The sequence below is a fragment of the Bradyrhizobium sp. CCBAU 53338 genome (genome assembly GCF_015291665.1).
GTDB lineage: Bacteria > Pseudomonadota > Alphaproteobacteria > Rhizobiales > Xanthobacteraceae > Bradyrhizobium.
The window spans coordinates 6,368,240-6,394,055 of record NZ_CP030048.1 but is presented as its reverse complement, the minus strand read 5'-3'; the positions used below and the strand labels follow the sequence as shown (position 1 = coordinate 6,394,055).

The 25,816-nt window shown below is 65.1% G+C and carries 29 protein-coding genes; 22 read left to right on the top strand and 7 right to left on the bottom strand.

Annotated elements, in window-relative coordinates; translation table 11 throughout:
- Window positions 1–45: 45 nt before the first annotated feature.
- Window positions 46–270 (bottom strand): hypothetical protein, encoded by a 225-nt coding sequence (locus tag XH90_RS30025; protein WP_194477869.1) that lies wholly within the window; start codon window positions 268–270, stop codon window positions 46–48.
- A gap of 258 nt (window positions 271–528) precedes the next feature.
- Here XH90_RS30025 and XH90_RS30020 point away from each other — a divergent pair, with 258 nt between their 5' ends.
- Both XH90_RS30020 and XH90_RS30015 read left to right on the top strand, forming a co-directional pair.
- Window positions 529–1,035, top strand: coding sequence for a hypothetical protein (locus tag XH90_RS30020; protein ID WP_194477868.1), 507 nt, complete (start codon window positions 529–531; stop codon window positions 1,033–1,035).
- A gap of 10 nt (window positions 1,036–1,045) precedes the next feature.
- The gene (locus tag XH90_RS30015) at window positions 1,046–2,056 is read left to right on the top strand and encodes an AraC family transcriptional regulator (RefSeq protein ID WP_194477867.1); all 1,011 of its coding nucleotides are present in this window, start codon (window positions 1,046–1,048) and stop codon (window positions 2,054–2,056) included.
- Between the two features lie 115 nt (window positions 2,057–2,171).
- Here the strand turns inward: XH90_RS30015 and XH90_RS30010 are convergent, their stop codons facing one another.
- Window positions 2,172–2,927, bottom strand: a complete 756-nt coding sequence (locus XH90_RS30010) for a 16S rRNA (uracil(1498)-N(3))-methyltransferase (protein ID WP_194477866.1) — start codon at window positions 2,925–2,927, stop codon at window positions 2,172–2,174.
- A 211-nt stretch (window positions 2,928–3,138) separates the two neighbouring features.
- Here XH90_RS30010 and XH90_RS30005 point away from each other — a divergent pair, with 211 nt between their 5' ends.
- Together XH90_RS30005 and ubiA are read left to right on the top strand one after the other, a co-directional pair.
- On the top strand, window positions 3,139–3,795 hold the full coding sequence (locus XH90_RS30005) for a hypothetical protein (protein ID WP_194477865.1): 657 nt from the start codon (window positions 3,139–3,141) through the stop codon (window positions 3,793–3,795).
- A gap of 143 nt (window positions 3,796–3,938) precedes the next feature.
- Entirely contained in the window at window positions 3,939–4,895 is a 957-nt protein-coding gene (gene ubiA, locus XH90_RS30000; RefSeq protein WP_194477864.1) for a 4-hydroxybenzoate octaprenyltransferase, read from the top strand.
- Window positions 4,896–4,901: 6 nt separating this feature from the next.
- Here the strand turns inward: ubiA and XH90_RS29995 are convergent, their stop codons facing one another.
- Window positions 4,902–5,420: a DUF6101 family protein gene (locus XH90_RS29995; RefSeq protein ID WP_194477863.1), complete on the bottom strand. Its 519-nt coding sequence runs from the start codon at window positions 5,418–5,420 to the stop codon at window positions 4,902–4,904.
- Window positions 5,421–5,700: 280 nt separating this feature from the next.
- Here XH90_RS29995 and XH90_RS29990 point away from each other — a divergent pair, with 280 nt between their 5' ends.
- From XH90_RS29990 to XH90_RS29960, 7 genes are all read left to right on the top strand, one after another.
- Complete coding sequence (locus tag XH90_RS29990) at window positions 5,701–7,110, top strand: TldD/PmbA family protein (RefSeq protein ID WP_194477862.1); 1,410 nt, start codon at window positions 5,701–5,703, stop codon at window positions 7,108–7,110.
- Window positions 7,064–7,909: a 3'(2'),5'-bisphosphate nucleotidase CysQ gene (locus XH90_RS29985; RefSeq protein ID WP_194477861.1), complete on the top strand. Its 846-nt coding sequence runs from the start codon at window positions 7,064–7,066 to the stop codon at window positions 7,907–7,909. Before XH90_RS29990 ends, XH90_RS29985 begins: the two co-directional genes overlap by 47 nt.
- Window positions 7,910–7,971: 62 nt before the next feature.
- Window positions 7,972–8,220 (top strand): DUF4170 domain-containing protein, encoded by a 249-nt coding sequence (locus tag XH90_RS29980; RefSeq protein ID WP_194477860.1) that lies wholly within the window; start codon window positions 7,972–7,974, stop codon window positions 8,218–8,220.
- Window positions 8,217–8,930: a lysophospholipid acyltransferase family protein gene (locus tag XH90_RS29975; protein ID WP_194477859.1), complete on the top strand. Its 714-nt coding sequence runs from the start codon at window positions 8,217–8,219 to the stop codon at window positions 8,928–8,930. The genes XH90_RS29980 and XH90_RS29975 overlap by 4 nt, the downstream gene beginning before the upstream one ends.
- Window positions 8,893–10,248 (top strand): 3-deoxy-D-manno-octulosonic acid transferase, encoded by a 1,356-nt coding sequence (locus XH90_RS29970; RefSeq protein WP_194477858.1) that lies wholly within the window; start codon window positions 8,893–8,895, stop codon window positions 10,246–10,248. Before XH90_RS29975 ends, XH90_RS29970 begins: the two co-directional genes overlap by 38 nt.
- Entirely contained in the window at window positions 10,241–11,257 is a 1,017-nt protein-coding gene (lpxK, locus tag XH90_RS29965) for a tetraacyldisaccharide 4'-kinase (protein WP_194477857.1), read from the top strand. Before XH90_RS29970 ends, lpxK begins: the two co-directional genes overlap by 8 nt.
- Before the next feature lie 67 nt (window positions 11,258–11,324).
- Window positions 11,325–11,627, top strand: coding sequence for a hypothetical protein (locus tag XH90_RS29960; RefSeq protein WP_194477856.1), 303 nt, complete (start codon window positions 11,325–11,327; stop codon window positions 11,625–11,627).
- Window positions 11,628–11,649: 22 nt separating this feature from the next.
- On the opposite strand, the gene XH90_RS29955 is transcribed toward XH90_RS29960, so the two are convergent.
- Window positions 11,650–11,877, bottom strand: coding sequence for a DUF2093 domain-containing protein (locus XH90_RS29955; RefSeq protein ID WP_128968398.1), 228 nt, complete (start codon window positions 11,875–11,877; stop codon window positions 11,650–11,652).
- Window positions 11,878–12,044: 167 nt separating this feature from the next.
- On the opposite strand from XH90_RS29955, the gene XH90_RS29950 reads away from it, so the two are divergent.
- Both XH90_RS29950 and XH90_RS29945 read left to right on the top strand, forming a co-directional pair.
- On the top strand, window positions 12,045–12,875 hold the full coding sequence (locus tag XH90_RS29950; RefSeq protein WP_194477855.1) for a dienelactone hydrolase family protein: 831 nt from the start codon (window positions 12,045–12,047) through the stop codon (window positions 12,873–12,875).
- Window positions 12,876–13,083: 208 nt separating this feature from the next.
- Window positions 13,084–13,233 carry a hypothetical protein gene (locus XH90_RS29945; protein ID WP_194477854.1) on the top strand — a complete coding sequence of 50 codons (150 nt, stop codon included), beginning with the start codon at window positions 13,084–13,086 and terminating at the stop codon, window positions 13,231–13,233.
- 153 nt (window positions 13,234–13,386) lie between these two features.
- On the opposite strand, the gene xseA is transcribed toward XH90_RS29945, so the two are convergent.
- The gene (gene xseA, locus XH90_RS29940) at window positions 13,387–15,009 is read right to left on the bottom strand and encodes an exodeoxyribonuclease VII large subunit (protein WP_246755620.1); all 1,623 of its coding nucleotides are present in this window, start codon (window positions 15,007–15,009) and stop codon (window positions 13,387–13,389) included.
- A 367-nt stretch (window positions 15,010–15,376) separates the two neighbouring features.
- Between xseA and XH90_RS29935 the strand changes: the two genes are divergently transcribed.
- The 5 genes from XH90_RS29935 to XH90_RS29915 all read left to right on the top strand — a co-directional run bounded on the left by XH90_RS29935 (window position 15,377) and on the right by XH90_RS29915 (window position 19,090).
- The gene (locus XH90_RS29935) at window positions 15,377–16,387 is read left to right on the top strand and encodes an alpha/beta hydrolase (RefSeq protein ID WP_194477852.1); all 1,011 of its coding nucleotides are present in this window, start codon (window positions 15,377–15,379) and stop codon (window positions 16,385–16,387) included.
- Window positions 16,384–16,941 carry a hypothetical protein gene (locus XH90_RS29930; RefSeq protein ID WP_194477851.1) on the top strand — a complete coding sequence of 186 codons (558 nt, stop codon included), beginning with the start codon at window positions 16,384–16,386 and terminating at the stop codon, window positions 16,939–16,941. Before XH90_RS29935 ends, XH90_RS29930 begins: the two co-directional genes overlap by 4 nt.
- Window positions 16,941–17,240: a transcriptional regulator gene (locus tag XH90_RS29925; protein WP_194477850.1), complete on the top strand. Its 300-nt coding sequence runs from the start codon at window positions 16,941–16,943 to the stop codon at window positions 17,238–17,240. Before XH90_RS29930 ends, XH90_RS29925 begins: the two co-directional genes overlap by 1 nt.
- Before the next feature lie 190 nt (window positions 17,241–17,430).
- Window positions 17,431–18,264, top strand: coding sequence for a hypothetical protein (locus XH90_RS29920; protein ID WP_194477849.1), 834 nt, complete (start codon window positions 17,431–17,433; stop codon window positions 18,262–18,264).
- Between the two features lie 214 nt (window positions 18,265–18,478).
- A complete protein-coding gene (locus tag XH90_RS29915) occupies window positions 18,479–19,090 on the top strand; it encodes a hypothetical protein (RefSeq protein ID WP_194477848.1) in 612 nt (203 codons plus the stop codon).
- Window positions 19,091–19,188: 98 nt separating this feature from the next.
- Here XH90_RS29915 and XH90_RS29910 read toward each other — a convergent pair whose 3' ends face one another.
- Window positions 19,189–19,962 (bottom strand): endonuclease NucS domain-containing protein, encoded by a 774-nt coding sequence (locus XH90_RS29910; protein WP_194477847.1) that lies wholly within the window; start codon window positions 19,960–19,962, stop codon window positions 19,189–19,191.
- 256 nt (window positions 19,963–20,218) lie between these two features.
- Between XH90_RS29910 and purD the strand changes: the two genes are divergently transcribed.
- Window positions 20,219–21,502: a phosphoribosylamine--glycine ligase gene (gene purD, locus XH90_RS29905; RefSeq protein ID WP_194477846.1), complete on the top strand. Its 1,284-nt coding sequence runs from the start codon at window positions 20,219–20,221 to the stop codon at window positions 21,500–21,502.
- Window positions 21,503–21,787: 285 nt separating this feature from the next.
- Window positions 21,788–22,693, top strand: coding sequence for an alpha/beta fold hydrolase (locus tag XH90_RS29900; protein ID WP_194477845.1), 906 nt, complete (start codon window positions 21,788–21,790; stop codon window positions 22,691–22,693).
- Here the strand turns inward: XH90_RS29900 and XH90_RS29895 are convergent.
- On the bottom strand, window positions 22,690–23,148 hold the full coding sequence (locus XH90_RS29895; protein ID WP_194482856.1) for a nucleoside deaminase: 459 nt from the start codon (window positions 23,146–23,148) through the stop codon (window positions 22,690–22,692). The two genes, XH90_RS29900 and XH90_RS29895, sit on opposite strands and share 4 nt — an antisense overlap.
- A gap of 119 nt (window positions 23,149–23,267) precedes the next feature.
- Between XH90_RS29895 and XH90_RS29890 the strand changes: the two genes are divergently transcribed.
- Window positions 23,268–25,256 (top strand): pseudouridine synthase, encoded by a 1,989-nt coding sequence (locus XH90_RS29890; protein ID WP_194477844.1) that lies wholly within the window; start codon window positions 23,268–23,270, stop codon window positions 25,254–25,256.
- A 1-nt stretch (window position 25,257) separates the two neighbouring features.
- Complete coding sequence (rsmD, locus tag XH90_RS29885) at window positions 25,258–25,815, top strand: 16S rRNA (guanine(966)-N(2))-methyltransferase RsmD (protein WP_194477843.1); 558 nt, start codon at window positions 25,258–25,260, stop codon at window positions 25,813–25,815.
- Window position 25,816: the final 1 nt, after the last annotated feature.

Sequence of the window (25,816 nt, the reverse complement as noted above, 5' to 3'; positions counted from 1 at the left end):
ATCCTTGCTGTGTGCGACCGTCGATGCAGCGGAAGCGCATGCGGCTCATTCAATGCGATCAGGGACGTCTTTGCGCTGTTCCACAGCCGTCGCGTCGGCCGCGGCAAGATCTGCAGCGCTTCCTGCGGCATTCAATTCGGCGTCTTCGGCGAGCCGCTCTGCCAATTCGATAATTCTCCGCCGCTTGCGCGCGTCGGTGATGCTGAGAAAGGCCTTGATCAGGCGCAAGTCCTGGCGTCGGCGGATGTCGAATTCCACGTCGTCGTCCATGGCCATTTTTTCCGCCTCGACCGCCGGCTGAATGGAGTCGGCATCATCGACATCGTTGGATGCTTTCGTGGGCCGTCGTCGCCGACGGTCGGCCGCAAGGCCGATCGCGAATTGGTCCGACGCAGAGCCCCATGCACCCGCAACGTCACAATGAGAGATTGAGGACTCTTGGCAAGTTGTCACATACTCAATTTGGGTATGTCGGGCGACACGTTCGATGCTGGCTTCGTTTACAAGATGAATGTTGGTTTCCGATTCATGCGCAATGCTTCAGATATTATCCGGACGGTCTCGCGTCATACGCTCGCTTACATGCTGTTTTCGATCAGCGAGATGTTCCGGAACTACGACGAATTCGATCCGATGGACCTTCTGATCATTCACGCGATTCTCAATGCGAACGTCATCAACGTGATGAACGATCCGTCGTTGGACGAGAAGTTTTCCAGCATCCACACGGTCGAGCCGGATACGATCAAGCAGGGCGTGTCCCGCGCGGCACTCTCCCGCTTCCTGAGCCTGCCGCTCGAGACGGTTCGCCGTCGCGTGGCGGGGTTGAAGAGGCGGAAGATTCTCGCCGAGACAAAGGCCGGGCTGATCGTGACCGAGCAGAACGCGTTCAGGTTCGGCAACAACCACGAACTGCAGAAGACCAACATGCTGCTGCTCACGAAGCTGCTTCGCGATCTCAAACGCGCCGGCATCAACGGTCCGGATGATCTGCGAGCTCCCGAAGGTGCGGCAGCGGCCAGAAAGGCGACGTAAGCGGCAGGATATGGATCAGAGCCTTCTCGACATTGCTCGCGATGGAACGCAAAATGGCGCGGCGGAGCGCTTGTTGTCGTTCCAGGGTCTCAAGCCGTCCTCGGCGCTCGAGCTTCAACCGTACGACATCGATCATTTCGGGGACAGCGAGAGATATGCCGGTGCGTCCAGCATGCCGTTGTCGCCGGGCTCGACTGCGATCATGCGCGCGCGGCTCAGCCTGCCGAATCTGAGCCTGTCTCTGGTGAAAACCTTCCCGCGGATCATCAGCGGCTACCAGTTGGCCCATGCCGTCGCAGTGGTGGTGCCGATGGACCAGGTGACCTCGACCTGCATCAACGGGCAATCGATCGGCAGCTCCATCCTCGTGCTGAAGGGGGCTTCCAATTGTCTGGTCTATGAGCCTGTGGGCCGGTTGATCGGCGTCGTCTACTTCACGCCGCCCGCGCGGGATCCCTGGTTACAGCTGGATGACGGCTATCATTTGCTGAGCGCGCCATCGGATATGCTCGCCTCCCTGCGTCGCCTGATTGCGGCAACGCTGGAAACAGCGGCCAATGATCCCGAATTCCTCAACGAGCCGACCTCGCAAGCGGAAGTCGAACAAGCGCTGCTTGGCGCGATGGACAATGCCGTTCGTTCCAGCGTGAGCAGCAAATCGGTGCACGCCACGACGGAGAGTTACCTGCGGATCGTCGCCGACATGGAAAGATTGATCCGGCACGATCTCACGGTTTGGCACAAGACGACCGAACTAGCGGAGCGCGTCGGCGTGTCGGTTCGCACGCTCCAGAGTGCGACCAAGGCCATCTGCGGCATGAGTCCGCATCGCTATAGCCGGGTCTTGCGTCTCTGGTCAGTGCGCAAGCAGCTGCGCGCTGGTCCTGGACGGCGCAGCGTGAAGGCCTGCGCCATTGCGCATGGCTTCTGGCATCTGAGCGAGTTCGCGGCGAGCTACCGGGCGGCGTTCGGAGAGCTGCCCTCCGAGACCCTGCATCGATCGCTGCGCGAGCACAGCTAGCCGGTCATCCCGATGTGGTCATCGTGAATTCGATCGGATCGGCCTGCTCAGTCACCCCTCCCTTCGGGAGAGGTGATCATCGCGGGGGCGTATCGATTCAGCCAAAACTCTCCCCTTAGCTGCTCGCGCCGCCCCAATCGCCCAACACCGCCTGGACCAGCGCCAGCGCCGCGACCGCGGCCGTGTCGGCGCGCATGATCCGGGGTCCCAGCGCGAGCCGCAGGATCTTCGGCTGCCGCAACAGCAGCGCGCGCTCTTCCTCGGCGAAGCCGCCTTCCGGGCCGATCAGCACGTCGATACCTCGGCCGGGCTCGAAGGCATCTTGCAGGCTTTGAATGGGGCTTTGGACCTCCGCCGCCTCATCGCAGAAGATCAGCAGGCGGTCGGCCGGGCGTTGACCGAGGTAGCGCTCGAGCGGCACCGGTTCGGTCACGGCGGCGATGCTCAAAATGCCGCATTGCTCGGCGGCCTCGACCACGTTGGCGCGCATCCGCTCGGTGTTGACCCTCGAGGCCTGGGTGAACCGGGTCAGGACCGGTTGGAGCGTGGCGGCGCCCATCTCGACCGCCTTCTGGACCATGTAGTCGAGCCGGGCATGCTTGAGCGGGGCGAAGACATAAGCGAGGTCCGGCAGTCGGTCCTGGGGGCGGACCTGCTGGAGGATGACGAGATTGTCAGGCCGCTTGCGGCCTTCGATCGCGGCCTGCCATTCGCCCTCGCGGCCGTTGAAGGCCAGAACCTCGGCCCCGGCGGACAGCCGCAGCACGTTGCCGAGATAGTTGCTCTGGTCGCGGTCGAGCGGAATCCTGGCGTCCTGGGCCAAGGGGGCATCGACGAACAGGCGCGGGGCGCGAAAATCGAGGGAGGGCATAGGTCAAAAGTCCAATTTGCCGCCGTTCTTAACCGAAACCAGCCATTTCGGGGGTAAATATTGCCAGATTGCTGCGGCGGCACGCCGCGCTCTTGCCCTATTCGACGGGTTGTTAAGGCCCGGCGGGAATCGTAAAATCGCCAGCACGCTGGTTGCGCTTCAATTGGGAAGACGCCGAACCCCGCAAGCTCCTGCCGGAGAGACACTCTTGATGATCCGTCGTTTGATGGTTCCGATGACTGCCGCCATGGTCGCCATGGGCGCCGCGGGCGCTTACGCCCAGGGGTTCCCGGCGCCGTTGCCGGGCCAGGGCGCCTCCGATCCCGCATTTCCGCCCGTCAACGGCCGAGCGCCGGTCGCCTCCGTCGGCGCGCCACAGGCTTCGTTCCCGGTCAACGGCGCGGCTCCCATCGGTGGCGCCGGCGCTTTCAGCGCGGCCCCGCCGACGCAAGCCGGTCCGGGTGAGGATTGCATGAAGGCGTTCGTACCGCTGCGCGAGGACGCCGAGAAGCGCGGCAAGTTGATCAAGGCCGCGAGCGACCGCCACGCTCCGCCCGACGAAGCCTGCAAGTTGATCAGGAGCTTCGGCCAGGCCGAGCTCAAGATGATCAAGTATATCGAGACCCACGCTGCCAAATGCGGAATCCCGCCGACCGTCAGCGCGCAGATGAAGGAAGGTCACAAGAACACCGAGACGATGCAGACGAAGGTCTGCAACGTCGCGCAGCAGATGGCGAACCAGCCGCGCGGTCCGGCCGGTCCGTCGCTGAGCGAGGTGGTGGGATCGGGCTCTGCACCGGAAGCCAATGCCGGCAAGAAGGGCGGCAGCACCTTCGACACGCTTAACGGCAACGTCCTCACCCGATGAGGCCACGTGCCGCCGATTTGAAGTTCCTACGGTGCTTGCCGCGAACTCTTTCTGGGAACTTCAAATCGACAAGCGGCACGTGAAGCAAATTTTTCTGGCTAGTGCCCTAAAAGTTTTCGAAGTTCGTACCGGAATGCGTAGCGATGGAATACGAACTTCGAAAACTGGGCACTGACGCATCCGCCCGCGTTGCCGACTCTACCGGCAACTGGGTCGATACGCTCGCGCCGCAATGGGCGCGGCCGTATCTGCGCCTGTCCCGCTTCGATCGTCCGATCGGCTCCTGGCTTCTCTTGATGCCGTGCTGGTGGTCGGCCGCGCTCGCCGGCGGCATGGCGCATGACGTCCGCGGCCTGCCGCTTACAATCGTGCTGTTCTTCATCGGCGCCTTCGTGATGCGCGGCGCCGGCTGCACCTGGAACGACATCACCGACCGCGACCTCGACGACAAGGTCGAGCGCACCCGCTCGCGGCCGCTGCCGTCGGGGCAGGTGACCACGAAGCAGGCGCTCGCCTTCATGGTCGCGCAGGCGCTGATCGGGCTCGTGGTGCTCCTGCAGTTCAACCGCTTCGCGGTCCTGACCGGCATCGCCTCGCTGCTGATCGTCGCGATCTACCCCTTCATGAAGCGCATCACCTGGTGGCCGCAGACCGTGCTCGGTCTCGCCTTTTCCTGGGGCGCCTTGATGGGCTTCGCCGTCACCTTCGGACGCATCGATGTGACGGCCTTGGTGCTCTATGCCGGCGCGATCTCCTGGGTGATCGGCTATGACACCATCTACGCGCATCAGGATGCCGAGGACGATGCGCTGATCGGCATCAAGTCCACCGCGCGCCTGTTCGGCGCCCACACGCACCAGGCGCTGATCCTGTTCTACGGGCTCTCGGTGGTGCTGATCGGTGTGGCGCTGGCGTCGGGCGATGCGCGCTGGCCGGCGTGGATCGGCCTTGCGGCCTTCGCTGCGCATCTGGGCTCGCAGATCATGCGGCTCAATACCAGCGACCCTGCGCTGTGCCTGCGTCTGTTCAAGTCGAACCGCGACGCGGGCCTGCTGCTGTTTGCGGGATTGCTGACCGACGCGGTGATGCGGGCGGCCTAGCTTTGCTCAATTCCTGGCGATGATCTCACGCTCAGCGCGGTGAACCGGCAACTCGCGCGCCATGGCGGTGCGGCGGCGCATCAGGAATTTCGGACGGCGGGCGCGGATCGCGTTGGCGCGGCGACGGCGCGGCGCGGACTTGCGTGCGCCTTCGTCGAGTTGCGGCAGCGCGAATATCTCGCTCCAGATCGCCCAGGCTTCGGTGAGTTCGTCGCCATCGGCGCTGACCAGCAGCGGAACGGAGAGTGAGGGATCGCGATGCACCAGCACGAGGGTCTGCGCCGCGTCGCTGCCGCGCAGCGCGACGCCGGTGAAGTCGCTGACGCGGACGTTGATCGCCATCTGCATGCCGCGGACGGCACGGCGCAGCACGACACGCTCGCGATGAAGCTCGATTTGCCTGGTGTAGCCGTCGGCGCGCGGATCGTGCGCATCGAAGCGGACCGGAAGGGAAAGAGGGTCGAGCCGCAAGCTGCGGCTCGACCCGGCGGGAGCGGCCCCGCATGTTGCTGTTTGACGCCTCACGGCTTTACTTCTCCCCGCCGGGATTATGTTCCCGGTCGATGCGAGGACCTTAGCGCAGGCCGCTCCGAAAACCGCTTAAAAAGGCTGGTTAATCCAGCGTCACCGCCCGCCATGATTGACAAGACCTTGGCGCGCATGATTGACGAGACGTTGCGCAGGTCTTGCGAATCTGAGCCTTTTGCAGCCTGAAAATGCTTGAAGTCCGCACCATTTGGGCACATCTGGTGTCCAGGCCCTGAGGTCGCCCCGAACCTCCCGCGCCCCCAACAGGATTTCGTTCGTGAACTCTTCACCATCCGCAAGCTCGACGCTTTCGTCCCAAGGCTCTTCAAAAGCCAATCGCGACCTGTTCGATCAGTCCGCGCTCTCGGATCTCGCGCAGCGTCTGGTCGAGGCGGCCAAGCGCGCCGGCGCCGATGCGGCCGATGCGGTCGCGGTGCGCGGTGTCTCGCAAGGCGTCGAGGTACGCGATGGCCGCGTCGAGGAATCCGAACGCTCGGAGGGCGACGATGTCGGCCTGCGCGTGCTGGTCGGCCAGCGCCAGGCCGTGGTCTCCACCAACGACACCAGCGGCGATGCCGTGACCAAGCTCGCGGAACGCGCGGTGGCGATGGCGCGCGTCGCGCCTGATGACAAATATGTCGGCCTTGCCGATCCCGCGCTGCTCGCGCGCGACTTCCCCGATCTCGATCTGCTCGATCCCAACGTGCCCGCAACATCGGAGCTCGAGCGCCGCGCGCTCGAGGCCGAGGCTGCCGCGCTTGCCGTGAAGGGCGTGTCGAAATCCGGCGGCGCGTCGGCCTCATCGGGCATGGGCGGCATGGTGCTCGTCACCTCGACCGGCTTCCACGGCTCTTACCTGCGCTCCAGCCAGGGCATCTCGGCGACCGCGATCGTCGGCGAAGGCACCAGCATGGAGCGCGACTACGACTTCACTTCGGCGCCGCATGGCGCCGATCTGTTGTCGCCCGAAGTCGTCGGCCGCTCCGCCGGCGAGCGCACCGTGGCGCGCTACAATCCGCGCAAGGTCGAGACCTGCAAGGTGCCCGTCGTGTTCGACCCGCGCGTCGCCGGCTCGCTGGTCGGCCACGTCGTCGGCGCCATCAACGGCGCCTCGATCGCGCGCAAGACCAGCTTCCTCAAGGACAAGCTCGGCCAGCAGCTGTTTTCGAAGAACATCCGCATCATCGACGATCCCCTGCGCAAGCGCGGCCTGCGCTCGCAGACCTTCGACGCCGAGGGCGTCGCCGTGAAGCGGACCGCGCTGGTCGACGAAGGCGTGCTGACGACCTGGCTGCTCGACTGCGCCACCGCGCGCGAACTCGGCCTCACCACCACGGGCCACGCCCATCGCGGCGTCTCGTCCTCGCCCTCGCCCGGTCCGTACAATCTGCATCTCGAAGCCGGCACGCCGACGCCGGCGGAACTGATCGCCGACATCAAGCAGGGCTTCTACGTCACCGACCTGATCGGCTCCGGCGTCAACGGCGTCACCGGCGATTACAGCCGCGGCGCCTCCGGCTTCTGGATCGAGAACGGCGAGCTCACCTATCCCGTCAGCGAGGTGACGATCGCGGGCCATCTGTTCGAGATCTTCAAGTCGATGCAGCCGGCGAACAATCTCGAATTCCGCTACGGCATCAATGCGCCGACGGTGCGCATCGAGGGACTTACGCTTGGCGGACGCTGACTTTTCCGACGCAGCGATCCTGACGCGCGACGCGGCGCTGCTGCAGGACACGGTGCGGGAGGCGGGCAGCCTCGCGCAGTCGATGTTCCGCACCGAGCTGAAGAAGTGGATCAAGGGCGCATCCTCGCCGGTCTCGGAAGCCGACATCGCCGTCAACGACCTGCTCGAGGCGCGCCTGCGCGGCGCCACGCCTGATTATGGCTGGCTGTCGGAGGAGAGCGCCGACGACGCGACACGATTGTCGCGGCGGCTGACCTGGGTGGTCGATCCGATCGACGGCACCCGCAACTATCTCAACGGCCATGACGAATGGTGCGTCAGCGTCGCGCTGGTCGAGGATGCTTCGCCCGTGCTGGCCGCCGTGTTCGCGCCTGTCAGCAACGAGTTCTTTTTCGCCGCCCGCGGCCAGGGCACGACGCTGAACGACAAGCCGGTCAGGGCGACCGCCGGGACCGCGCTCGACTTCGCCCGCATGGCCGGCCCGAAGCCGATGGTCGAGCGGCTCGACGTTTCGGGCGGCGACATCAAGCTGCATCCGCGAATCGGTTCGCTGGCGTTGCGGCTGTGCCGTGTCGCCAATGGTGGGCTGGATGCGGCTTTTGCGGGGGGCAACAGCCATGATTGGGACCTTGCTGCGGCCGATTTGATCGTGCAGGAAGCGGATGGTAGGATGAGCGACCTCTCCGGAGGTCCCATCCTCTACAATCGTCGGGAAGTGACGCACGGGGTGCTGGTGGCAGCGGGACGCGATCGTCATGCGAGCATTGTCGCGCATTTTCGAAACCGTCCCTTGCCCTGAAGCGCCTGTCGGCGTGCTTGTCGACAACTGCTTTGCCGGGCAGCCTCTTAGGAACAGAACTCATGCCAGATAGTGCCCCGCAACAACTGCTGCATCTCGTCATCGGCGGCGAGCTGCTCGACCTCGAGCACAACACCTTCAAGAACCTCGACGACGTCGAGGTCGTCGGCCTCTATCCGAACTACGCGTCCGCCCATGCCGCCTGGCGCGCCAAGGCGCAGAGCACGGTCGACAACGCGCAGATGCGCTATTTCATCGTCCACCTGCACCGGCTGCTCGATCCTGCCCAAGAAACGAAGCCGGCGCGTTGAAAAAACTGCTTCGCAATACGCTGCGAAGCAGCTGGTTTCAGCGTGCCGTCGGGGTCCTGGCGGCCGAATATCTGCGTCTGGTCTGGCGAACCAACAAATTCACGTTCGATCCGCCCGGTGTCTACGACATCGTCGAGCCGCAGATCCCGGCGATCTTCGCGTTCTGGCACGGCCAGCATTTCCTCACGCCGTTCATCAAGAACAAGGAGTCCTACCGGGCCAAGGTCCTGATCTCCCGGCATCGCGACGGCGAGTTCAACGCGATCGCCGTCGAGCGGCTCGGCATCGGCCTCATCAGAGGCTCCGGCGACCATGGCAGCGCTTTCCACCGCAAAGGTGGTGTGGGCGCCTTCAAGGAGATGGTGCGAACGCTCCAGGACGGTTGTAATGTCGCGCTGACCGCCGATGTCCCCAAGCGCGCGCGCGTGGCCGGGCTCGGCATCATCATGCTGGCACGGGAATCGGGGCGGCCGATCATGCCTTTCGCAATGGCGACCAGCCGCTTCATCCGGCTCAAGAACTGGGACCGCACCACCATCAACCTGCCGTTCGGGCGGGGTGCCCTGGTCGGCATCAAGGAAATCCACGTGCCCGCCGATGCCGATGCCGCCATGATGGAAACGCTGCGGCAGGAGCTCGAAGACACGCTGAACGAGGCCACGAGCCGCGCCTATGCACAGCTCGGCCGCCCGGGACCCGCAGATGGCTAGTTTGCCCCATGCGCTGCCCAAGTCCCTGCCGATGACGCTGCGGATGTACCGGCGCCTGGCGACCAGCCTGGTGCCGCTCGCGCCCGCGCTGATCAAGCGGCGGCTGAAGCAGGGCAAGGAGGATCCCGCCCGCGTCGGTGAGCGCCGGGGTCTGTCCCAGGACGTGCGGCCGCATGGCCCGCTGGTCTGGATTCACGGCGCCAGCGTCGGCGAGGTGCTGGCGGCAGCGGCGCTGATCGAGCGCCTGCGCGATCTCAATCTGCGCATCCTGCTCACCTCGGGCACCGTCACATCCGCGGCCGTCGTCGCAAAACGTTTTCCGCCCGACGTCATCCATCAATACGTGCCGTATGATTCCCCGCGCTACGTCGCGCGCTTCCTCGATCACTGGAAGCCGTCGCTGGCGCTGTTCATCGAATCCGACCTGTGGCCGAACCTGATCCTGGCGGGCGCGGCGCGCCGGGTGCCGATGGTGCTGATCAACGGGCGGATGTCGCCGCGCTCCTTTCCGCGCTGGCGGCGGATGCACGGCACCATCTCGGCGCTGCTGTCGCGCTTCGACATTTGCCTCGCGCAATCCAAAACCGATGCCGAGCGTTTCTCCGCACTCGGCAGCCGCGATGTCGTCACGACAGGGAATCTCAAGCTCGACGTCTCGGCGCCTCCGGCCGATCCCGCCAAGCTCGACCGGCTGATGGCGATGACGCGCGGCCGGCCGATCATCGTCGCGGCCTCGACCCATCCGGGCGAGGACGAGATGCTGGTCGCGGCGCATCGCAGCCTGGTCGGCATCTTCCCGCAACTGCTGACCGTGATCGTGCCGCGCCATCCGGATCGCGGCTCGTCGATCGCAGGCATGGTCACCGCATCAGGCCTGAAGCCGGCGCTGCGCTCGCGCGACGAGCCGCTGGCGGTGACCACCGATATCTATGTCGCCGACACCATGGGCGAGCTCGGCCTGTTCTACCGCCTCTCGCCTGTCGTGTTCATGGGCGGATCGCTGATCCGCCATGGCGGGCAGAATCCGATCGAGGCGATCAAGCTCGGTGCGGCCATCGTACATGGTCCGCATGTCTTCAACTTCACCGACGTTTACGCGGCACTCGACCAAAGCGGCGGCGCGCGCCAGGCCGACACCCAGGAGGCGCTGGTCAAGCAGCTCGGCCTGTTGCTGGCCGAGCCCACCGTGCGCGACAAGATGCAGCACGCGGGAAGCCGCGTGGTCGCGGAGCTCGGCGGCGCGCTCGATCGCACCATGACGGCGCTCGAGCCGTATCTGATGCAGTTGCGGATCGAGATGGGAGCGGCCAATGCGTGAGCCGGCCTTCTGGTACCGGCCGCGTTCCCCGAAGTCGCATCTGCTCAGCCCGTTGGGCGCGCTCTATGGCGCCATCGCCGCGCGCCGCATGGCGCGCAAGGGGGTCGACGCCGGCATCCCCGTGCTCTGCGTCGGCAATTACCATGTCGGCGGCGCCGGCAAGACGCCGACCGTGCTGGCGCTGACCAAACTGCTGCGCGAGCTCGGCGAGACGCCTGTCGTGCTCAGCCGCGGCTATGGCGGGCGCCTGCACGGCCCTGTCATGGTCGATCGCGAGCGGCACACCGCGGCCGACGTCGGCGACGAGCCGCTGATGATGGTGCGCGACGTGCCGGTCGCGGTCGCACGCGACCGTCTCGACGGCGTCGCGCTGGCGAAGTCGCAGGGCGCCACCGTCATCCTGATGGACGACGGCTTCCAGAACCCGCAACTGCTCAAGGACGCATCGCTGGTCGTGATCGACAGCGAGCGTGGCCTCGGCAACGGCAAGGTGTTTCCGGCGGGTCCCCTGCGTGCGCCCTTGAGGGCGCAGCTTGCGCGCACCGACGGGCTCGTGCTGATCGGCGACGGCCATGCCGCGGACGATGTCGCATCGGAGATTTCCGCGCGCGGCAAGCCGGTGCTGCGCGCGCGGCTGAGGCCGGACGCCGCGTCGGTCGGGCAGCTCTTCGGCAAGCGCGTCTTTGCATTCGCCGGCATCGGCGATCCCGAGCGCTTCTTCCGCACCTTGCGCGCCAGCGGCATCGAGGTCGCACGCACGCGTCCCTTCGCCGATCACCACGCGTTCTCGCGCGACGAGCTCGCTGCGCTCGCAGCGGATGCGCAGCGCGAGCAGCTCACGCTGGTGAGCACGGAAAAGGATCTCGCGCGCCTGCGCGGCATTGATGGCGTGCCTGACGGCATCGTACCGTTCGCGGTGCAGCTCGAGTTCGACGATCCGGCCAGGCTCAGGCAACTGATCAGCGATCGTCTCTACAAGGCGCGCGAGCGACGCTTCAGCGCGCGCTGATCTCTCGCCATTCAGCCGACATTCATCGCAAGGCTTCTATCGATCTCGTGCGATCCTGGAGACTACGATGAAACTGCCCTCTGCTGCCGTTGCCGCCGGCCTTGCGTGTCTGATCGTTGCGCCGGTGCTTGCGCAGACGACGCCGGCGCCTGCGACTTCAGCCGCCACGGTGCCGGTTCCCGCGACCAGGCGCGTGGGCTGTCTCGCGACCACGCAGAGCCTGAAGGGGCAGGACAAGCGCGACCAGATGCAGCTCTGCATGGCGCAGGCGCGGCTCGATTGCCTCAAGCAGGCGATCGATCAGAAGGTCGTCGGCGAGGCGCGCAAGAGCGCGATCAAGGCTTGCGTGGGCACGGATGGCGCGGAGTAGCAATGGCTGCGCGCCTGCGGCCTCACGATTGCGGCTTCGGCGCGTTCGGAAAATGCCGCTGCAGCACCGCGGCGGGCGTGGCGTAGGCTTCCTGCAGGTCCACGCTCCAGTACTTCAACTCGTCGAGCGGGATCCGCGTGTCGGTGATGGCGCAGCGCACGAAGGTGCCCGGCGAGATCACGCGGAAATCGCCGTCGAGATATTGCACCTGGGCTTCGCCATGGCCCGAGGGGCCGAACTTGTTCAGCACGGTCGAAAGTCTCCGTGGGAGGCCTTGAAGGGCACGATGTGTTGGACTGGATGTAGCATAGATAGGGTGGCTTGTCCGCCCGTCAAACCCACCGGTTTGTGATGTTTTGCCGCCGTATCAGCATGATAGTGCTTGGGACCGTGCGGCACCTCCTGCGACAGAGTCCGATGCGCCCCGTACTTTCCGTCCTGTTCCTGACACTGCTGATGTCGGCTGCGCACGCCGCGCCGGCGCCTGCGCCGCAGCCGGTCGAGATTCCGCTGTCGTCGGGCGTCCTGCATGCGCAGCTGTTCAAGCCCGAGGGCGAGGGGCCGTTTCCCGCCGTGATCGCGTTGCACGGCTGCGGCGGCCTCGGCAGTCATGCCGATCCGGTGCTGCCGCGCTATCGCGACTGGGCCGAGCGCCTGCTCAAGGCGGGCAATGCCGTGCTGCTGCCCGACAGCTACGGCTCGCGCGAGCTCGGGCCGCAATGCCGCGTCAAGGAGATGCACGTCAAGGCGCGGCGCGAGCGCGTCGCCGACATCGCGGCTTCGCGCGCCTGGCTGATGAAGCAGAAATGGGTGACGCGCAACCGCGTCAGCCTGATGGGCTGGGCGAACGGCGCCAGCGCGCTGCTCTGGGCTGTGCGTCCGCAGGCCGCGGCGCGTGGCGCAGCACCGGACTTTCGCGCCGCGATCGCCTTCTATCCGGATTGCCGGATCTCCGCCGGCCTCGGCTGGAGCACGCGGGTGCCGACGCTGGTGCTGATCGGCGCGAATGACGACGTCTCGTCGCCGCCGGCCTGCCGCCAGATGGTGGAGGGTGCCTATGGCCGCAGCGCGCTCGCGCGCATCGTGGTCTATCCCGGCGCCTTTCACGATTTCGACCGCGCCAACACGCCGCTGCACGCCGCCGCCGCCGGCACCGATGCCGCCGTCGCCGAGCACGGCCATTCCGGCACCGATTCCGAGGCGCGCGCGGAATCGCAAAAGGAAGTCGCGGAATGGCTGGCGCGCTAGCTCGCAGGAGCGGGCCCGCCGCGCCGTAGCTCCGCAGGAGCGAAGGCGGGGCCGCCCGAGGAACAGCGTGAGGCGGACAGCCCCGCATCGACCACCGCCCTGCACGGACCGAAATGGCCGACCGTGAATCTACGGATCGCGCCCCGCGCCGGTTTCACCTGAAGTCGGCGCCTTAGTTCGACCATGATGTCGGCTAAACGCATCCTTCATGCGCAGCCGCATCGTCATCTTCTCATCCGCACTGGCCATCTTCACCGTCGCGGTGTTCCTGTTCGAAGCCCACGCCGGCTCGCCCCCGAGCGCGCCCGATCATTGCGGCTTCTGGACCACCATCGACGCGGGATTGTCCTGCCGGTAGCGGCGCGCGCATTCCGCACAGACGGTGTCATCGCCCGGCTTGACCGGGCGATCCAGTACGCCGAGACGGCAGTGGTTCACCGGGAAGCCGCGGAGTACTGGATTCCCCGCAAGGCGGGGAATGACAGCGAGTGTGGAGCACCGTTATCTCATCTCAGAACAAGCTGCCCTGATCCACCGGCTTGGCCACGCGCTTCGGCGCGGGCTTTGCCTCCTGCGCGGTCGGCTTCGGTTGCGCCGGCGCGCGCTTCGCCGTCGGTGCTGGCCGATCCGCGTCAGCCGTCGCGCCGACGCGTCCATCGGCAAACTCGATCGCGATCCGCGCATTCGGTCCCACCGAGTCGGCCGAATGCAGTGGATGCCCGGCTTCATCGCGCACCAGCGCGAAGCCGCGGGCGAGCACGCCGCGATAGGACAGGGCCGAGAGCAGCTTGCCGCTGTTCTCGACGCGGGCATCCAGCCGCTGCAGCAGCGTTACCAGGGCGCGGCCCGCGCGCTCGGCGAGGCGATGCGTGCGCTCGCGCTGGCGGGCAATGGCGTTGCGCTGGGCCTGCGCGTTGGAGAGCTTCGACGCGCGCAAGCGCACTTCAAGCCCGGCGAAGCGGTCGCGCCGTTGCCGCAGCAGCGCGCGCGCCGACAGGCCGAGCCGTTCGCCTGACACGGTGAGCCGGTGACCGGCCTGCGCGATCTGGCCGTGCAGCACCCGCAGCGTCAGCTTCGAGCTTGCCGCGGTGAACCTGCGGAAATGCGCATGCGTGTTGGCCTTGAGCCCGCGGGGCAGGGCGCTGCCCGCCGAATCCAGCCGCTGCCGCGGGATCGCGAGCAGGTCTAGTGCGGCAGGCAAAGCCCGCGCCGCCGCGCGCAACTCGCTGCGGCGGCTCTCATGCGCGCGCTGCCAATAGGCCCGCGTGCGCCGCGCCAGATCGGCGACCTCGACGAACAATTCACTGCGCACCGGCACGGCCATCTCGGCCGCCGCCGTCGGCGTCGGCGCGCGCTTGTCGGCGACGAAGTCGATCAGCGTGATGTCGGTCTCGTGGCCGACCGCGGAGATCAGCGGGATCATGCTCTCTGCTGCCGCGCGGACCACGATCTCCTCGTTGAACGACCAGAGATCTTCCAGCGAGCCGCCGCCGCGCGCGACGATCAGCACGTCGGGCCGCGGAATCTTTCCGCCCTCAGGCAGCGCGTTGAAGCCGCGGATCGCGGCCGCGACCTGCTCGGCCGAGCCTTCGCCCTGCACCTTCACCGGCCACACCAGCACGTGGCGCGGAAAGCGGTCCTCCAGCCGATGCAGGATGTCGCGGATGACGGCGCCGGTCGGCGAGGTCACCACGCCGATGACTTCGGGCAGCCAGGGCAGGAGCTGCTTGCGCGCCTCGTCGAACAGGCCTTCGGCGGCGAGCTTCTTCTTGCGCTCCTCCATCAGCGCCATCAGCGCGCCGATGCCGGCCGGCTCCAGCGCCTCGATGACGATCTGGTATTTCGACGAGCCCGGATAGGTCGTCAACTTGCCTGTCGCGATCACCTCGAGCCCCTCCTGGGGCTTGAAGCGCATCCGGCCGTGCACGCCCTTCCAGATCACCGCCTCGATCTTGGCGCTCTCGTCCTTGAGCGCGAAATAGCAATGGCCGGAGGAATGGGCGCCGCGGAATCCGGAGATCTCGCCGCGGACCCGGACGTGGCCATAGGTGTCCTCCACCGTCCGTTTCAGGGACTGGGAGAGCTCGGAGACGGTGAATTCGGGCGTATTGAGCAGCGGTTCCGCAGAGGGCATCGGCAAACGATTCGGCATTTTGGGGTCAGACCCGACGTTAAGGATTTTCGCGAGCCAGCGCCATCCAAGGCGCGACGAAATGAGATTCGGTCGGCTGCCGTGGTTCACCTCTCCCCAGCGGGGAGAGGTCGGATTGTCGTGGCGATGCGAAGCATCGTCCGGGACAATCCGGGTGAGGGGGCGCGGCACCCTGTGAGACCAGAACCCCTCACCCGGATCGCATCTATCGATGCGATCCGACCTCTCCCTGCGGGAGAGGTGATCCGAGCTCTGGGTGCGCTTCGAAATCCCGATTTAGGGGGTTTTATAGAAGACTACTCTGTAATATAGAGTTCTCTATTGATGATCTGGTCAGGGAGTTCGGGTCATGGCGATGCGGTTGCTGCGAGGGGTGCTGGGCTTGCTCAAATGGGGCCTGTGCGCGGTCGGTGCCGCGGCGTTGATCCTCACCGCCCTGATCGCCACGCCGCTGGAGCGGCCGGCGGAGATGCGCTCCGTCTCGGAGTCGGTCAAAGGCATCGACTGGTCCACCTTGCCGCCGCTCGAGCGTTTCCAGGCGCGCGACGGCACCTGGCTCGGCTACCGGCACTACCAGCCGAAGGGAGCAGCCACCGACCGCGGCGCCATCTTCATCCACGGCTCCTCGGGCTCATCCGCCACCGTCAATCACGCCCTGACGGCGGCGATGGCCGCACACGGCGTCGAGACCTGGGCGCTGGACACGCGCGGCCACGGCGCTTCGGGCACGCGCGGCGACATCTTCTATGTCGGCCAGCTCGAAGACGACCTCGTCGACTTCGTCGCCCAAATCCGCAAGACCGCGCCGGATCTGCCGCTGACACTGGTCGGCCATTCCGCCGGCGGCGGCTTCTCGCTGCGCATCGCCGCGACGCCGATCGTCCAGGACCTGTTCGTCCGCACCGTGCTGGTCGCGCCCTATCTCGGCTATGACGCGCCGACCAACAGGCCGCATTCCGGCGGCTGGGCCAATGCCGACATCCCGCGCTTCATCGGGCTCACCGCGCTTCGCAAGCTCGGCATCGACTGCTGCTCGCAGCTTCCGGTGCTCGCCTTCGCCGTCCCTGCGAATTCCGAGCGGATTCTGACGGCGACCTATTCCGATCGCCTGATGCGCAACTTTGCGACGCGCGGCTATCGCCTCGATCTGCCCGCCGTGACGCATCCGATGACGATCTTCGGCGGCGCCGAGGACGAGATGATGATATCAGGCAAATACGCCGAGACCGTGCAGGCCATCAGGCCTGATATCGACGTCAGGATCATCGACGGCGTCAACCACATGGGCATGGTCACCAATCCGAAGGCCGTCAATGCGATCGCCGAGGACGTGGCGACGCGCGGAGCGAACCAGTCATGATCGACAGCAAGGAGGCGTCCGCCGCGCTGGCGGACATTGACGACATCGTCCAGCGCGTGAAGCAATCGCAGCTCTACGAACTGGCGAGCCTGGCAGCGCTGTGGTGGGGCGTTCTGGTCTTCGCGGGCAACCTCATCACCTGGCTCTGGCCGTTCTACGCGAAGTACGCCTGGCCCGCCGTCGACATCCTCGGTGTCGGCGGCCTCATTGCGATCCGGCTGCTGACGCCGTCGCAAATCCAGGGCCAGACCCAGGCCTTCGACGTCAGGATCGTGCTGGTCTTCGCGCTGTTCTTCGCCTTCGGCAACATCTGCACCAGCGTGCTCGGCCATTTCGGCCCGCGCGAGCTCGGCGCCTTCTGGCCTGTTTATTTCATGCTGTTCTACACGCTCGCCGGCCTCTGGTTCGGCACCGCCTTCGTCGCGATCGGCCTCGGTATCATCGCGCTGACGCTGATCGGCTTCTTCTTCATCGGCGAGGCCTTCCCGCTCTGGATGGCCTTCGTCAACGGCGGCGGCCTCATCCTCGGCGGTCTCTGGATGCGGCGAATCTGATGGCCGAGCTCGACGACATCATCCATCAGCCCTTGCGGCTGAAGATCATGGCGGCCCTGAACGCACTCCCGGTCGCGTCAGGCCTGGAATTCGCACGGCTGAAGAAGCTCACCGGCGCCACCGACGGCAATCTCGGCGCCCATATCGAGACGCTGGCGAAGGCGGGGTACGTTTCGGTCGACAAGGCTTTTGTGGGCAAGAAGCCGCAGACGACGGTGACTGTTACGGCGGCGGGCCGAGGAGCTTTCGCGCGGCATGTGGCGACGTTGCAGGAGATTATTGCGGGGAAGCAGGTATAGGGCTGCCATGCCGATGATTGTGCCTTCGCACCTTGTGGGAGAGGGCATGAACGCTGATAGCCCAGTGTTCGCTTGGGTGAGGGGTCTATTTCCGCAGCCAAGCTAAAGCCTACGACCATCGTCGATCATAGCTTTTCGCGCGTGTTGCGAGTATAATGCAATCGGCATTCCTTCAGGGGGAATCGGCTTTATGGCGCGACGCAAACCGGATGTGTTACCCCACATCGTTTTGAACATTGAAACCAAACGACCGATTGAATTAGGCGATTTTGTCTCAGCATTTTCTTCCATCGCGAGCCAGTACGAAAAGTTTGTGCGCTCCGACTATCCGGAGCTGGCTGGCGACGCCAAAATCTACGTGCGCGAGGTGCGCGCTGGCTCGATCGAGGCCGATCTGATCCCATGGGCGATGCAGGGATTGAGCGCAGTCGTCAACGTGGTCGAGCAAATTCAGATCGTCGAAAAATTCGTGCGCAACTATAGCGCGGTACTCGGCAAGTATCTGGGCGGTACGAAAGAACCCGAGGCAACGCGCTCGGACCTCAAGGACTTGATGGGATCGGTCGTCGCCATCGCCAACGATCCCAACGGGCATGCGAGATTGAAGGCCGTCGTCTTCGAGGACGGCAAGAAGAAGGTTCGAGCTGCATTGTCATTCGACACCTTGCAAGCGCGTGAGGCGCAGCGACAGATTGAGGACCAGAAGCTGCAACTGGAATCGTCTTCGACGACAGCAGATCATCGGCGCGTGCTGATGACGTTTAAACAATCCAACGTCAAAGACTCAGTGATGGGCAAGCGAACCGGCGAGCGCGTGGCAATCGAGGATATTTCCCCGCGCGATCTGCCGCTGATCTATGCGTCGGAGCTGGCCGAACAGAGGATCAAGCACGAGGTGCGCGAAGCCGACGACAACGTTTATAAGAAGGGCTTCATCGTTGACGTGAACGTCCAGTTGTCCGGCGGTCGGCCCGCCGGTTACCGCGTCACCAATCTGCATCAGGTAATAGATCTGCCGGAATAGCGGAAATGGCGCTCACTGATATTCAGCTTTTCATCGCCTGCATGGAAATTACGGTGACAGTGCACTAAACGGGGCAACTAGTGCTTGGCCCTTGGAATTCTGTGCACTGTCACCGTAGTTGCATGTTGATTCTTGCGACGTATCCATTTAGCGCAGAGCTTGAGCCGCCCATGAGCTGGTTACAATTCACTGTGGCGATGACTGGACACCTAGCGTGGCCCGTAGTCGTGCTCGTGCTCTCTGGTCTCTCCGCAAGCAGATCGGAGCGCTGGCCGAGCGCATTCTCGAGTTGAGCTTTGGCGGAGCTACCGTTAAGTTCGGGCAGCTTCTTGAGAAAGGCACAGAGATTCTCGACGAAGCGAAGCCGTTGCCTGCGCCCGATCTGCCATCCGCTCTTGAAGAAAAATACGAAATGCCTCCGGTGACAGCACCTGCCCCGGAGATCGTGCCACCACCTGCCATTCCTGTTGCGCCCGTGCAGCGCGCGGCTCCCCTCTCTACGGGTGACGGTTCATCCGAGAGCGTCTTCAACGCCTTCGAAGGTGTGAACGATGCTCTGCAACAACTTAGCGAGGCGCTTCAAATACGGTCGAGGGGCGGGGCGTTGATCGTCAAGTTAGTGAAAGCCGGGCACATTCCCATGGAGGCTGTCGATCTCTATGAGACCTTGCGCAAAGCGCGCAACGCAATCGCGCATGGTGAGGCACAAATCCCGAATGCAGCGGAGGCGCTAGAGTTTGCCCGGCAAGCGTCATCTCTGCGAGGACTACTGATGTACGCCTTGGAGGCGGTCAACGCTGAGAAGCACGCGCGGACCAGTCGCTAAAGGCTTTATTTAGTGCAATGTCACCGTAATTCAATCACTTCGAAAGGCTCCCTCATATCCCGATTGGGCATGTTTGACCGAACGTGCAGGGCCGCAAGTCACACCCGCCTGAGAGAAAACGCTATTTTATATTCGATGAGCCTTACATCCGGAATGCGCGAACAAGCAAGTTTGAGGTCCTCCGATATTTCGTTTGCGACAATAACTCCTCTGACCTGCTTCGCACCGTCTATGTTCCGTTCTACCCACCCCATGTACCGCAACAACTGACCTATAACCCGATCATAGCTTCGCGACACCTTCAACTCGATGACAACAAGCTTACCCTCGTGATCGACCGCAAGAATGTCGATGAACCGGCCACCGACTGGGTATTGAACGCCTGATATTCCTTCATCCTCGTACAGCCTCAATCCCGGCTCGACCATATGGAGGTTTTTCACGAGATAATTTTGCAGGTCACGTTCGAACGCGAACTCCGAAGCGCCCTTCGCCCCGTATTCCTCTTCATCTTCCGTTTCACCGGCTGTTGTAATCGCACCCGGGTCGATGGGTTGTTCGCCCTTTTCGATGGTTTCTTTATAAAGTGGTTTCGGATCGGTCTCAGGTGCGTAGAGCCGATATTGGGATGAGTTCAATTTGTAGAACAGGTCATGGCCGCTTCCCGGTTTGATTGATGGATGGTGCCGGCGATTGAGATTGTTCGTAGACATCCCATCCACGTGCATAGTCACCGTTGTCGATCTGGTTTTCGGAAAATGCTCCGCGAACCAGCGAACCGGCTCAGCTTTCGTGAAAATCTGATTGGGAACGAGGTGTTGGCTCGCCCATTCTGTCATTAGCGTTTTGGTCGGTTTCTCGTAATTAGGCATCCGGCAATCCTCAGGCCAAGTTGCTACTCTGGACAGCACCGAGGCCCGAGAGTGTCGCGGATGGTGGCCCGCCTCAAGTGCCGTTTAGCGTTCTGGTCGAAGCAAGCGAGCGGAGGGGCGCACCGCTGGGCTCCTGCGCGCCCGCATCCAAAAGGGCGCCCCTGGAATGCCGGGGGAGTTCGGGCCATCCCCCTTGAGCCCCACCCCGATTCGTGCGACCTCCGCCCCCAGCAAAACCCCTCATTTCGAGCCTTCGATGCACATTCTCCTGCTTGGTTCCGGCGGCCGCGAACATGCCCTGGCGTGGAAGATCGCAGCCTCTCCCCTGGTGACCAAATTCTGGTGCGCGCCCGGCAATGCCGGCATCGCGCGGGAGGCGGAATGCGTGGCGCTCGATGTGGCTGACCATGCCGCCGTGATCGCCTTCTGCAAGACGAACGCGGTCGAGCTGGTCGTGGTCGGGCCGGAGACGCCGCTGGCGGCCGGCATCGTCGATGATCTCACCGCAGCCGGCATCAAGGCGTTCGGGCCGAACAGGATCCCGGCCCAGCTCGAAAGCTCCAAGGGCTTTACCAAGGCGCTCTGCACCGAGTTCGGCATTCCGACCGGCGCGTACAAGCGCTTCACCAATGCCGATGAGGCGCGCGCCTATGTGCAGAGCCAGGGCGCGCCGATCGTGGTGAAGGCCGACGGCCTTGCCGCCGGCAAGGGCGTCGTCGTCGCGAAAACCGTGCGCGAGGCCGAGGACGCCATCGCCATGATGTTCGAGGGCGCCTTTGGCGATGCCGGCACCGAGGTCGTGATCGAGGAGTTCCTGCCCGGCCGCGAGATCAGCTTCTTTGCGCTCTGCGACGGCGAGACGGCCATTCCGCTGGCCTCGGCGCAGGACCACAAGCGCGTGTTCGACCATGACGTCGGCCCGAACACCGGCGGCATGGGCGCCTATTCGCCGACGCCTTTGGTGACGCCGGCGATCCACGATGCGATCATGGCCAAGATCATCCTGCCGACAGTGGCGGGCATGAAGCAGCGCGGCACGCCGTTCCGCGGCATTCTCTACGCCGGCATCATGCTGACGACGCAGGGCCCGAAGCTGTTCGAGTTCAACGTCCGCTTCGGCGATCCTGAATGCCAGGTGCTGATGCTGCGCATGATGAGCGACATCGTGCCGGCGTTCCTGGCGTCGTGCGACGGCCAGCTGAAGAACTTCGACCTTCGCTGGTATCCGGAATCCGCGCTCACGGTGGTGATGGCGGCGAAGGGCTATCCCGGCGACTATCAGAAGGGCACGCGCATCGAGGGGCTCGATGACGCGGCCAAGGTCGACACTGTCGAGATCTTCCACGCCGGCACGGTGGCGAAGGACGGCGCCATCCTCGCCAATGGCGGCCGCGTCCTCAATGTCTGCGCGCTGGGGGCGACCGTGACCGAGGCGCAGGCGCGCGCCTATCAGGCCGTCGACCGCATCAACTGGCCGGAGGGCTTCTGCCGCCGCGACATCGGCTGGCAGGCGGTGGAAGCCGAGAAGGCCAAGGGCTAATCACCTCTCCCCATCGGGGAGAGGTCGCGTCGAAGGCGCGGGTGAGGGGGCGCGGCAAACTCGGTGCAGAGTAACCCCTCACCCGGATCGCATCTATCGATGCGATCCGACCTCTCCCCTCGGGAGAGGTGATCCGAGTTCTGAGCGCGCTTCTCGACATCCCAGAAATGCACAATGGGATTTTGGGGTTAGTAGCCCCGATGATAATACCGCTACTGTGCATGGGGTTGTTTTCGATTCTTGGTCGAGGTGCCCCCGCGATTGACCAGATAAGGATGCAAGAAGATGTCCGATCTCGCCGACCTCTATCCCGGCTTCGCCTCCGAATGGATCGACACCTCGTTCGGCCGCATCTTCGCCCGCGTCGGTGGCAAGGGGCCGCCGCTGCTCCTGCTGCACGGCTTCTCCGAGACGCATGTGATGTGGCATCGCGTGGCGCCCGAGCTCGCCTCCCAGTTCACGCTGATCATCGCGGACCTGCCGGGCTATGGCTGGTCCGACATGCCCGAGAGCGATGCGCTGCACATGCCCTACAGCAAGCGCGCGATGGCGAAAGCGATGGTCGAGGCGATGGAGCAGCTCGGCCACGTCCACTTCGCGCTCGCCGGCCACGACCGCGGCGGCCGCGTCTCGTACCGCCTCGCGCTCGATCATCCCGGCCGGCTGTCGAAGCTCGCCGTGCTCGATATCCTGCCGACCTATAATTACTGGGAGCGGATGAACCGCGCCTATGCGCTGAAGATCTATCACTGGACGTTTCTCGCCCAGCCCGCGCCGCTGCCGGAGACGCTGATATCCGGCAACGGCGAATTCTTCCTGCGCTTCAAGATGGCGAGCCAGACCAAGTCGAAGACGCTGGACGCGATCGACAAGCGCGCGCTCGAACACTACATCGCCCCGTTCCGCGATCCCGCCCGCGTGCACGCGATGTGCGAGGACTACCGCGCCGGCGCTTACATCGACTACGACCTCGACAAGGCCGATTTCGAGGCGGGCAAGAAGATCACCGTGCCCATGCTGGCGCTGTGGGGCGGCGTCGGCATCGCCCAGGCCGCGGCGACGCCGCTCGACGTCTGGAAGCAATGGGCCACCAACGTCGACGGACAGCCGGTCGATTCCGGCCACTTCCTCACCGAGGAGAACCCCGACGTCACAGCGAAGGCGCTGCGCGCGTTTTTCGCGGGCACCTAGCGCCGCTCGCGAAAGAACTCCTTGAGCAGCCGCGACGCCTCGCTCTCGCCGACCCCGGAATAGACGTCCGGGGCGTGGTGGCAGGTGGGCGAGGCAAAGAACCGCACGCCTGACTCGACTGCGCCGCCCTTGGGGTCGGCCGCGCCGTAATAGAGCCGCCGGACCCTTGCAAACGAGATCGCGCCCGCACACATGGTGCATGGCTCCAGCGTCACGTAGAGGTCGCAGTCGACCAGGCGCTCGCTGCCGATCTTCCTCGCTGCCTCGCGCAGCGCAATGATTTCGGCGTGTCCGGTGGGGTCGTAATCGGTCAGCGTCCGGTTACCGGCGGCGGCGATGATCTCGCAATCGCGGACGATGACGCACCCGATCGGAACTTCGCCCGCCTTTCCGGCATTTTCGGCCGTTTTGAGCGCCAAATCCATGAAAGAGGGGGCTTTCAAGCCTCGTATCATCCGAAGAAACCTGCTAGTAGCTGCGCCTTCAGCAGAAGTGCTTAACCGATTTTGCCTGAGCATGCGGCTCGGAACGAGCGCGCACAATGCCAACGGCCATCCCCTGAGTGAGATCATTCATGCCTCGCGACAGCGACAAAGACAACGATTCCCGCGGCCGGCGAGGCCCGGCCAAAGGCGGCCGCAGCGGCAAGCCGCGCGGCCCCGAGAAGAAATTCGCCAAGCGCGGCTTCGAGGGCAAGAGCGAGGGGCGGGGCGACCGCGACAGCCGTCCCTTCCGCCGCCGCGAGGAGGGCGATGCGCCGCGCCGCGATTTTTCCGACCGTCCACGCTTCAAGCGCGACGATCGCGGTGGCGAGGGTCGCGGCGAGCGCAGCTTCAAGCCGCGTGGCGACCGCCCCTTCTCCGATCGCGGACCGCGCGATGGCGAGAAGCGCTCCTTCAAGCCGCGCGGTGATCGTCCGTCCCATGGCCGCGACGACCGTCCGCCGCGCAGGGATCGCGATGACGCTCGTCCGGCAGGTCGCTTCGGCGACAAGAAGTTCGGCGACAAGCGGCCCTATGCGCCGCGCGGCGACCGTCCGGAGCGCAAGTTCGACGGCGAACGCAAGTTTTCGCGCGGCGGGCCGGATCGCGGCCCGCGCGAGGATCGTGGCGAGCGCAGCTTCAAGCCCCGTGGCGACCGCCCGAATTTCGATCGCGGCGATCGCGCGCCGCGTGGCGAGCGTCCGGAGCGCAAGTTCGACGGCGAACGAAAGTTTTCGCGAGGCGCACCGGATCGCGGCCCGCGCAAGGATTTTGGCGGCCGCGATCGCGGCGAGGACAAGCCCTGGCAGAAGCGTGACGACCGTCGCGACGGCGGCCGCGGTGACGACCGTCCGCGCTTCTCGCGCTCGCGCGATGATCGTGCATCGGGCGATCGCCCGTTCCGTGACCGCCCCAAATTCGACCGCCCGCGTGAGCGCCCCGAGGGGCGCTCCGACTGGCACGAGCATCCGCGCAGCGAAGGTCGCTTCGGCGATCGTCCGCGCCGTGACAACGAAGACGAGAGCAGGATCTTCGAGAAGCGCCCGGCCTTCGGCGGCCGCGGCGCCTATCGTGCGCGCGAGCGTGATTTCGAAGGACGGCCGCGCCGCGAGGAAGCGCCGAAGCCGAAGAAGGAAGGCGAGCGCATCGCCAAGGCACTGGCGCGTGCGGGCCTCGCTTCGCGCAGGGATGCCGAGGAGATGGTCACGCAAGGCCGCGTCACCGTCAATGGCCGCGTGATCAACTCGCCGGCGCTCGACATCACCAGGAACGACGTCGTCCTGGTCGACGGCAAGCCGTTGCCAGAGCGCGAGCGCACGCGGCTGTTCCTCTATCACAAGCCGCGCGGGCTGATGACGACGCATGACGACCCGGAGGGGCGTCCGACCGTGTTCGACAATCTGCCCGAAGGCCTGCCGCGCCTGATCTCGATCGGCCGGCTCGACTTCAACACCGAGGGCCTCTTGCTGCTCACCAATGACGGCGGCCTCGCGCGCACGCTCGAGCTGCCTGACACCGGCTGGCTGCGCCGCTACCGCGTCCGCGCCCACGGCGACATCACCCAGGCTCAGCTCGACCAGCTCAAGGACGGCATCGAGGTCGAGGGGGTCAAGTACGGTCCGATCGAAGCGACGCTGGAGCGCGATCAGGGCGCCAATGTCTGGCTGGTGTTCGCGATCCGCGAAGGCAAAAACCGCGAGGTGCGCAACGTCTGCGCCCATCTCGGGCTCGAGGTGAACCGCCTGATCCGCGTCTCCTACGGTCCGTTCCAGCTCGGCGAAGTCCCCGAGGGGCAGGTCGAGGAAATCCGCGCCCGCGTGCTGCGCGAGCAGCTCGGCGACAAGGTGATCGAGAAGTCGGGCGCGCAGTTCGACGTGCCGAAGAAGTCGTCAGGCGAGGGCGAGAAGACGTCCAAGCGCGCTGTGATCGCCGACCGCAAGGGCCGCCGCGTGCTGGTGCAGCGCACCGGCAGCGACGAGGCGCGCGAGCGCAACGAGGAAGAGGCCAACGGCTACGGCCCGCCGCGCCGTCCCAAGCGCGGCTATCACGGCAAGCGCGATTTGACGCCGCGGGACGAGTAGCATGCGCGTGGTCGGCGGTCGCTTGAAGGGGCGCAATCTCGCCTCACCGTCCTCGCGCGACATCCGTCCCACGGCGGATCGCCTGCGCGAGTCCGTGTTCAACATCCTCGTGCATGCCTATGACAATCCGATCGAGGACGCGCGCGTGCTCGATCTCTTCGCCGGCACCGGCGCGCTGGGCATCGAGGCGTCCTCGCGCGGCGCAAAGTTCACGCTGTTCGTGGACAACGGCGCCGAGGCGCGCGCGCTGCTCCGCAACAACGTGGAGGCGCTCGGCCTCGGCGGCGTCACAAAAGTCTATCGCCGCGACGCGACCGATCTCGGCCCCGCGCATCCGGTCGAACCGTTCTCGCTGGTGTTTCTCGATCCGCCCTATGGCAAGGGCTTTGCGGAGAAGGCGCTGGCGTCCTTGCGTGACGGCGGCTGGCTGACGCCGGGTGCGTTGCTGGTGGTGGAAGAGGCGAAAGCCGCGCAGTTCGCGGCGCCGGAAGGATTTGAGGAATTGGAGCGGCGCGCGTATGACGACACGGAGTTCGTGTTCTTGAAGCGCAACGCGTAGT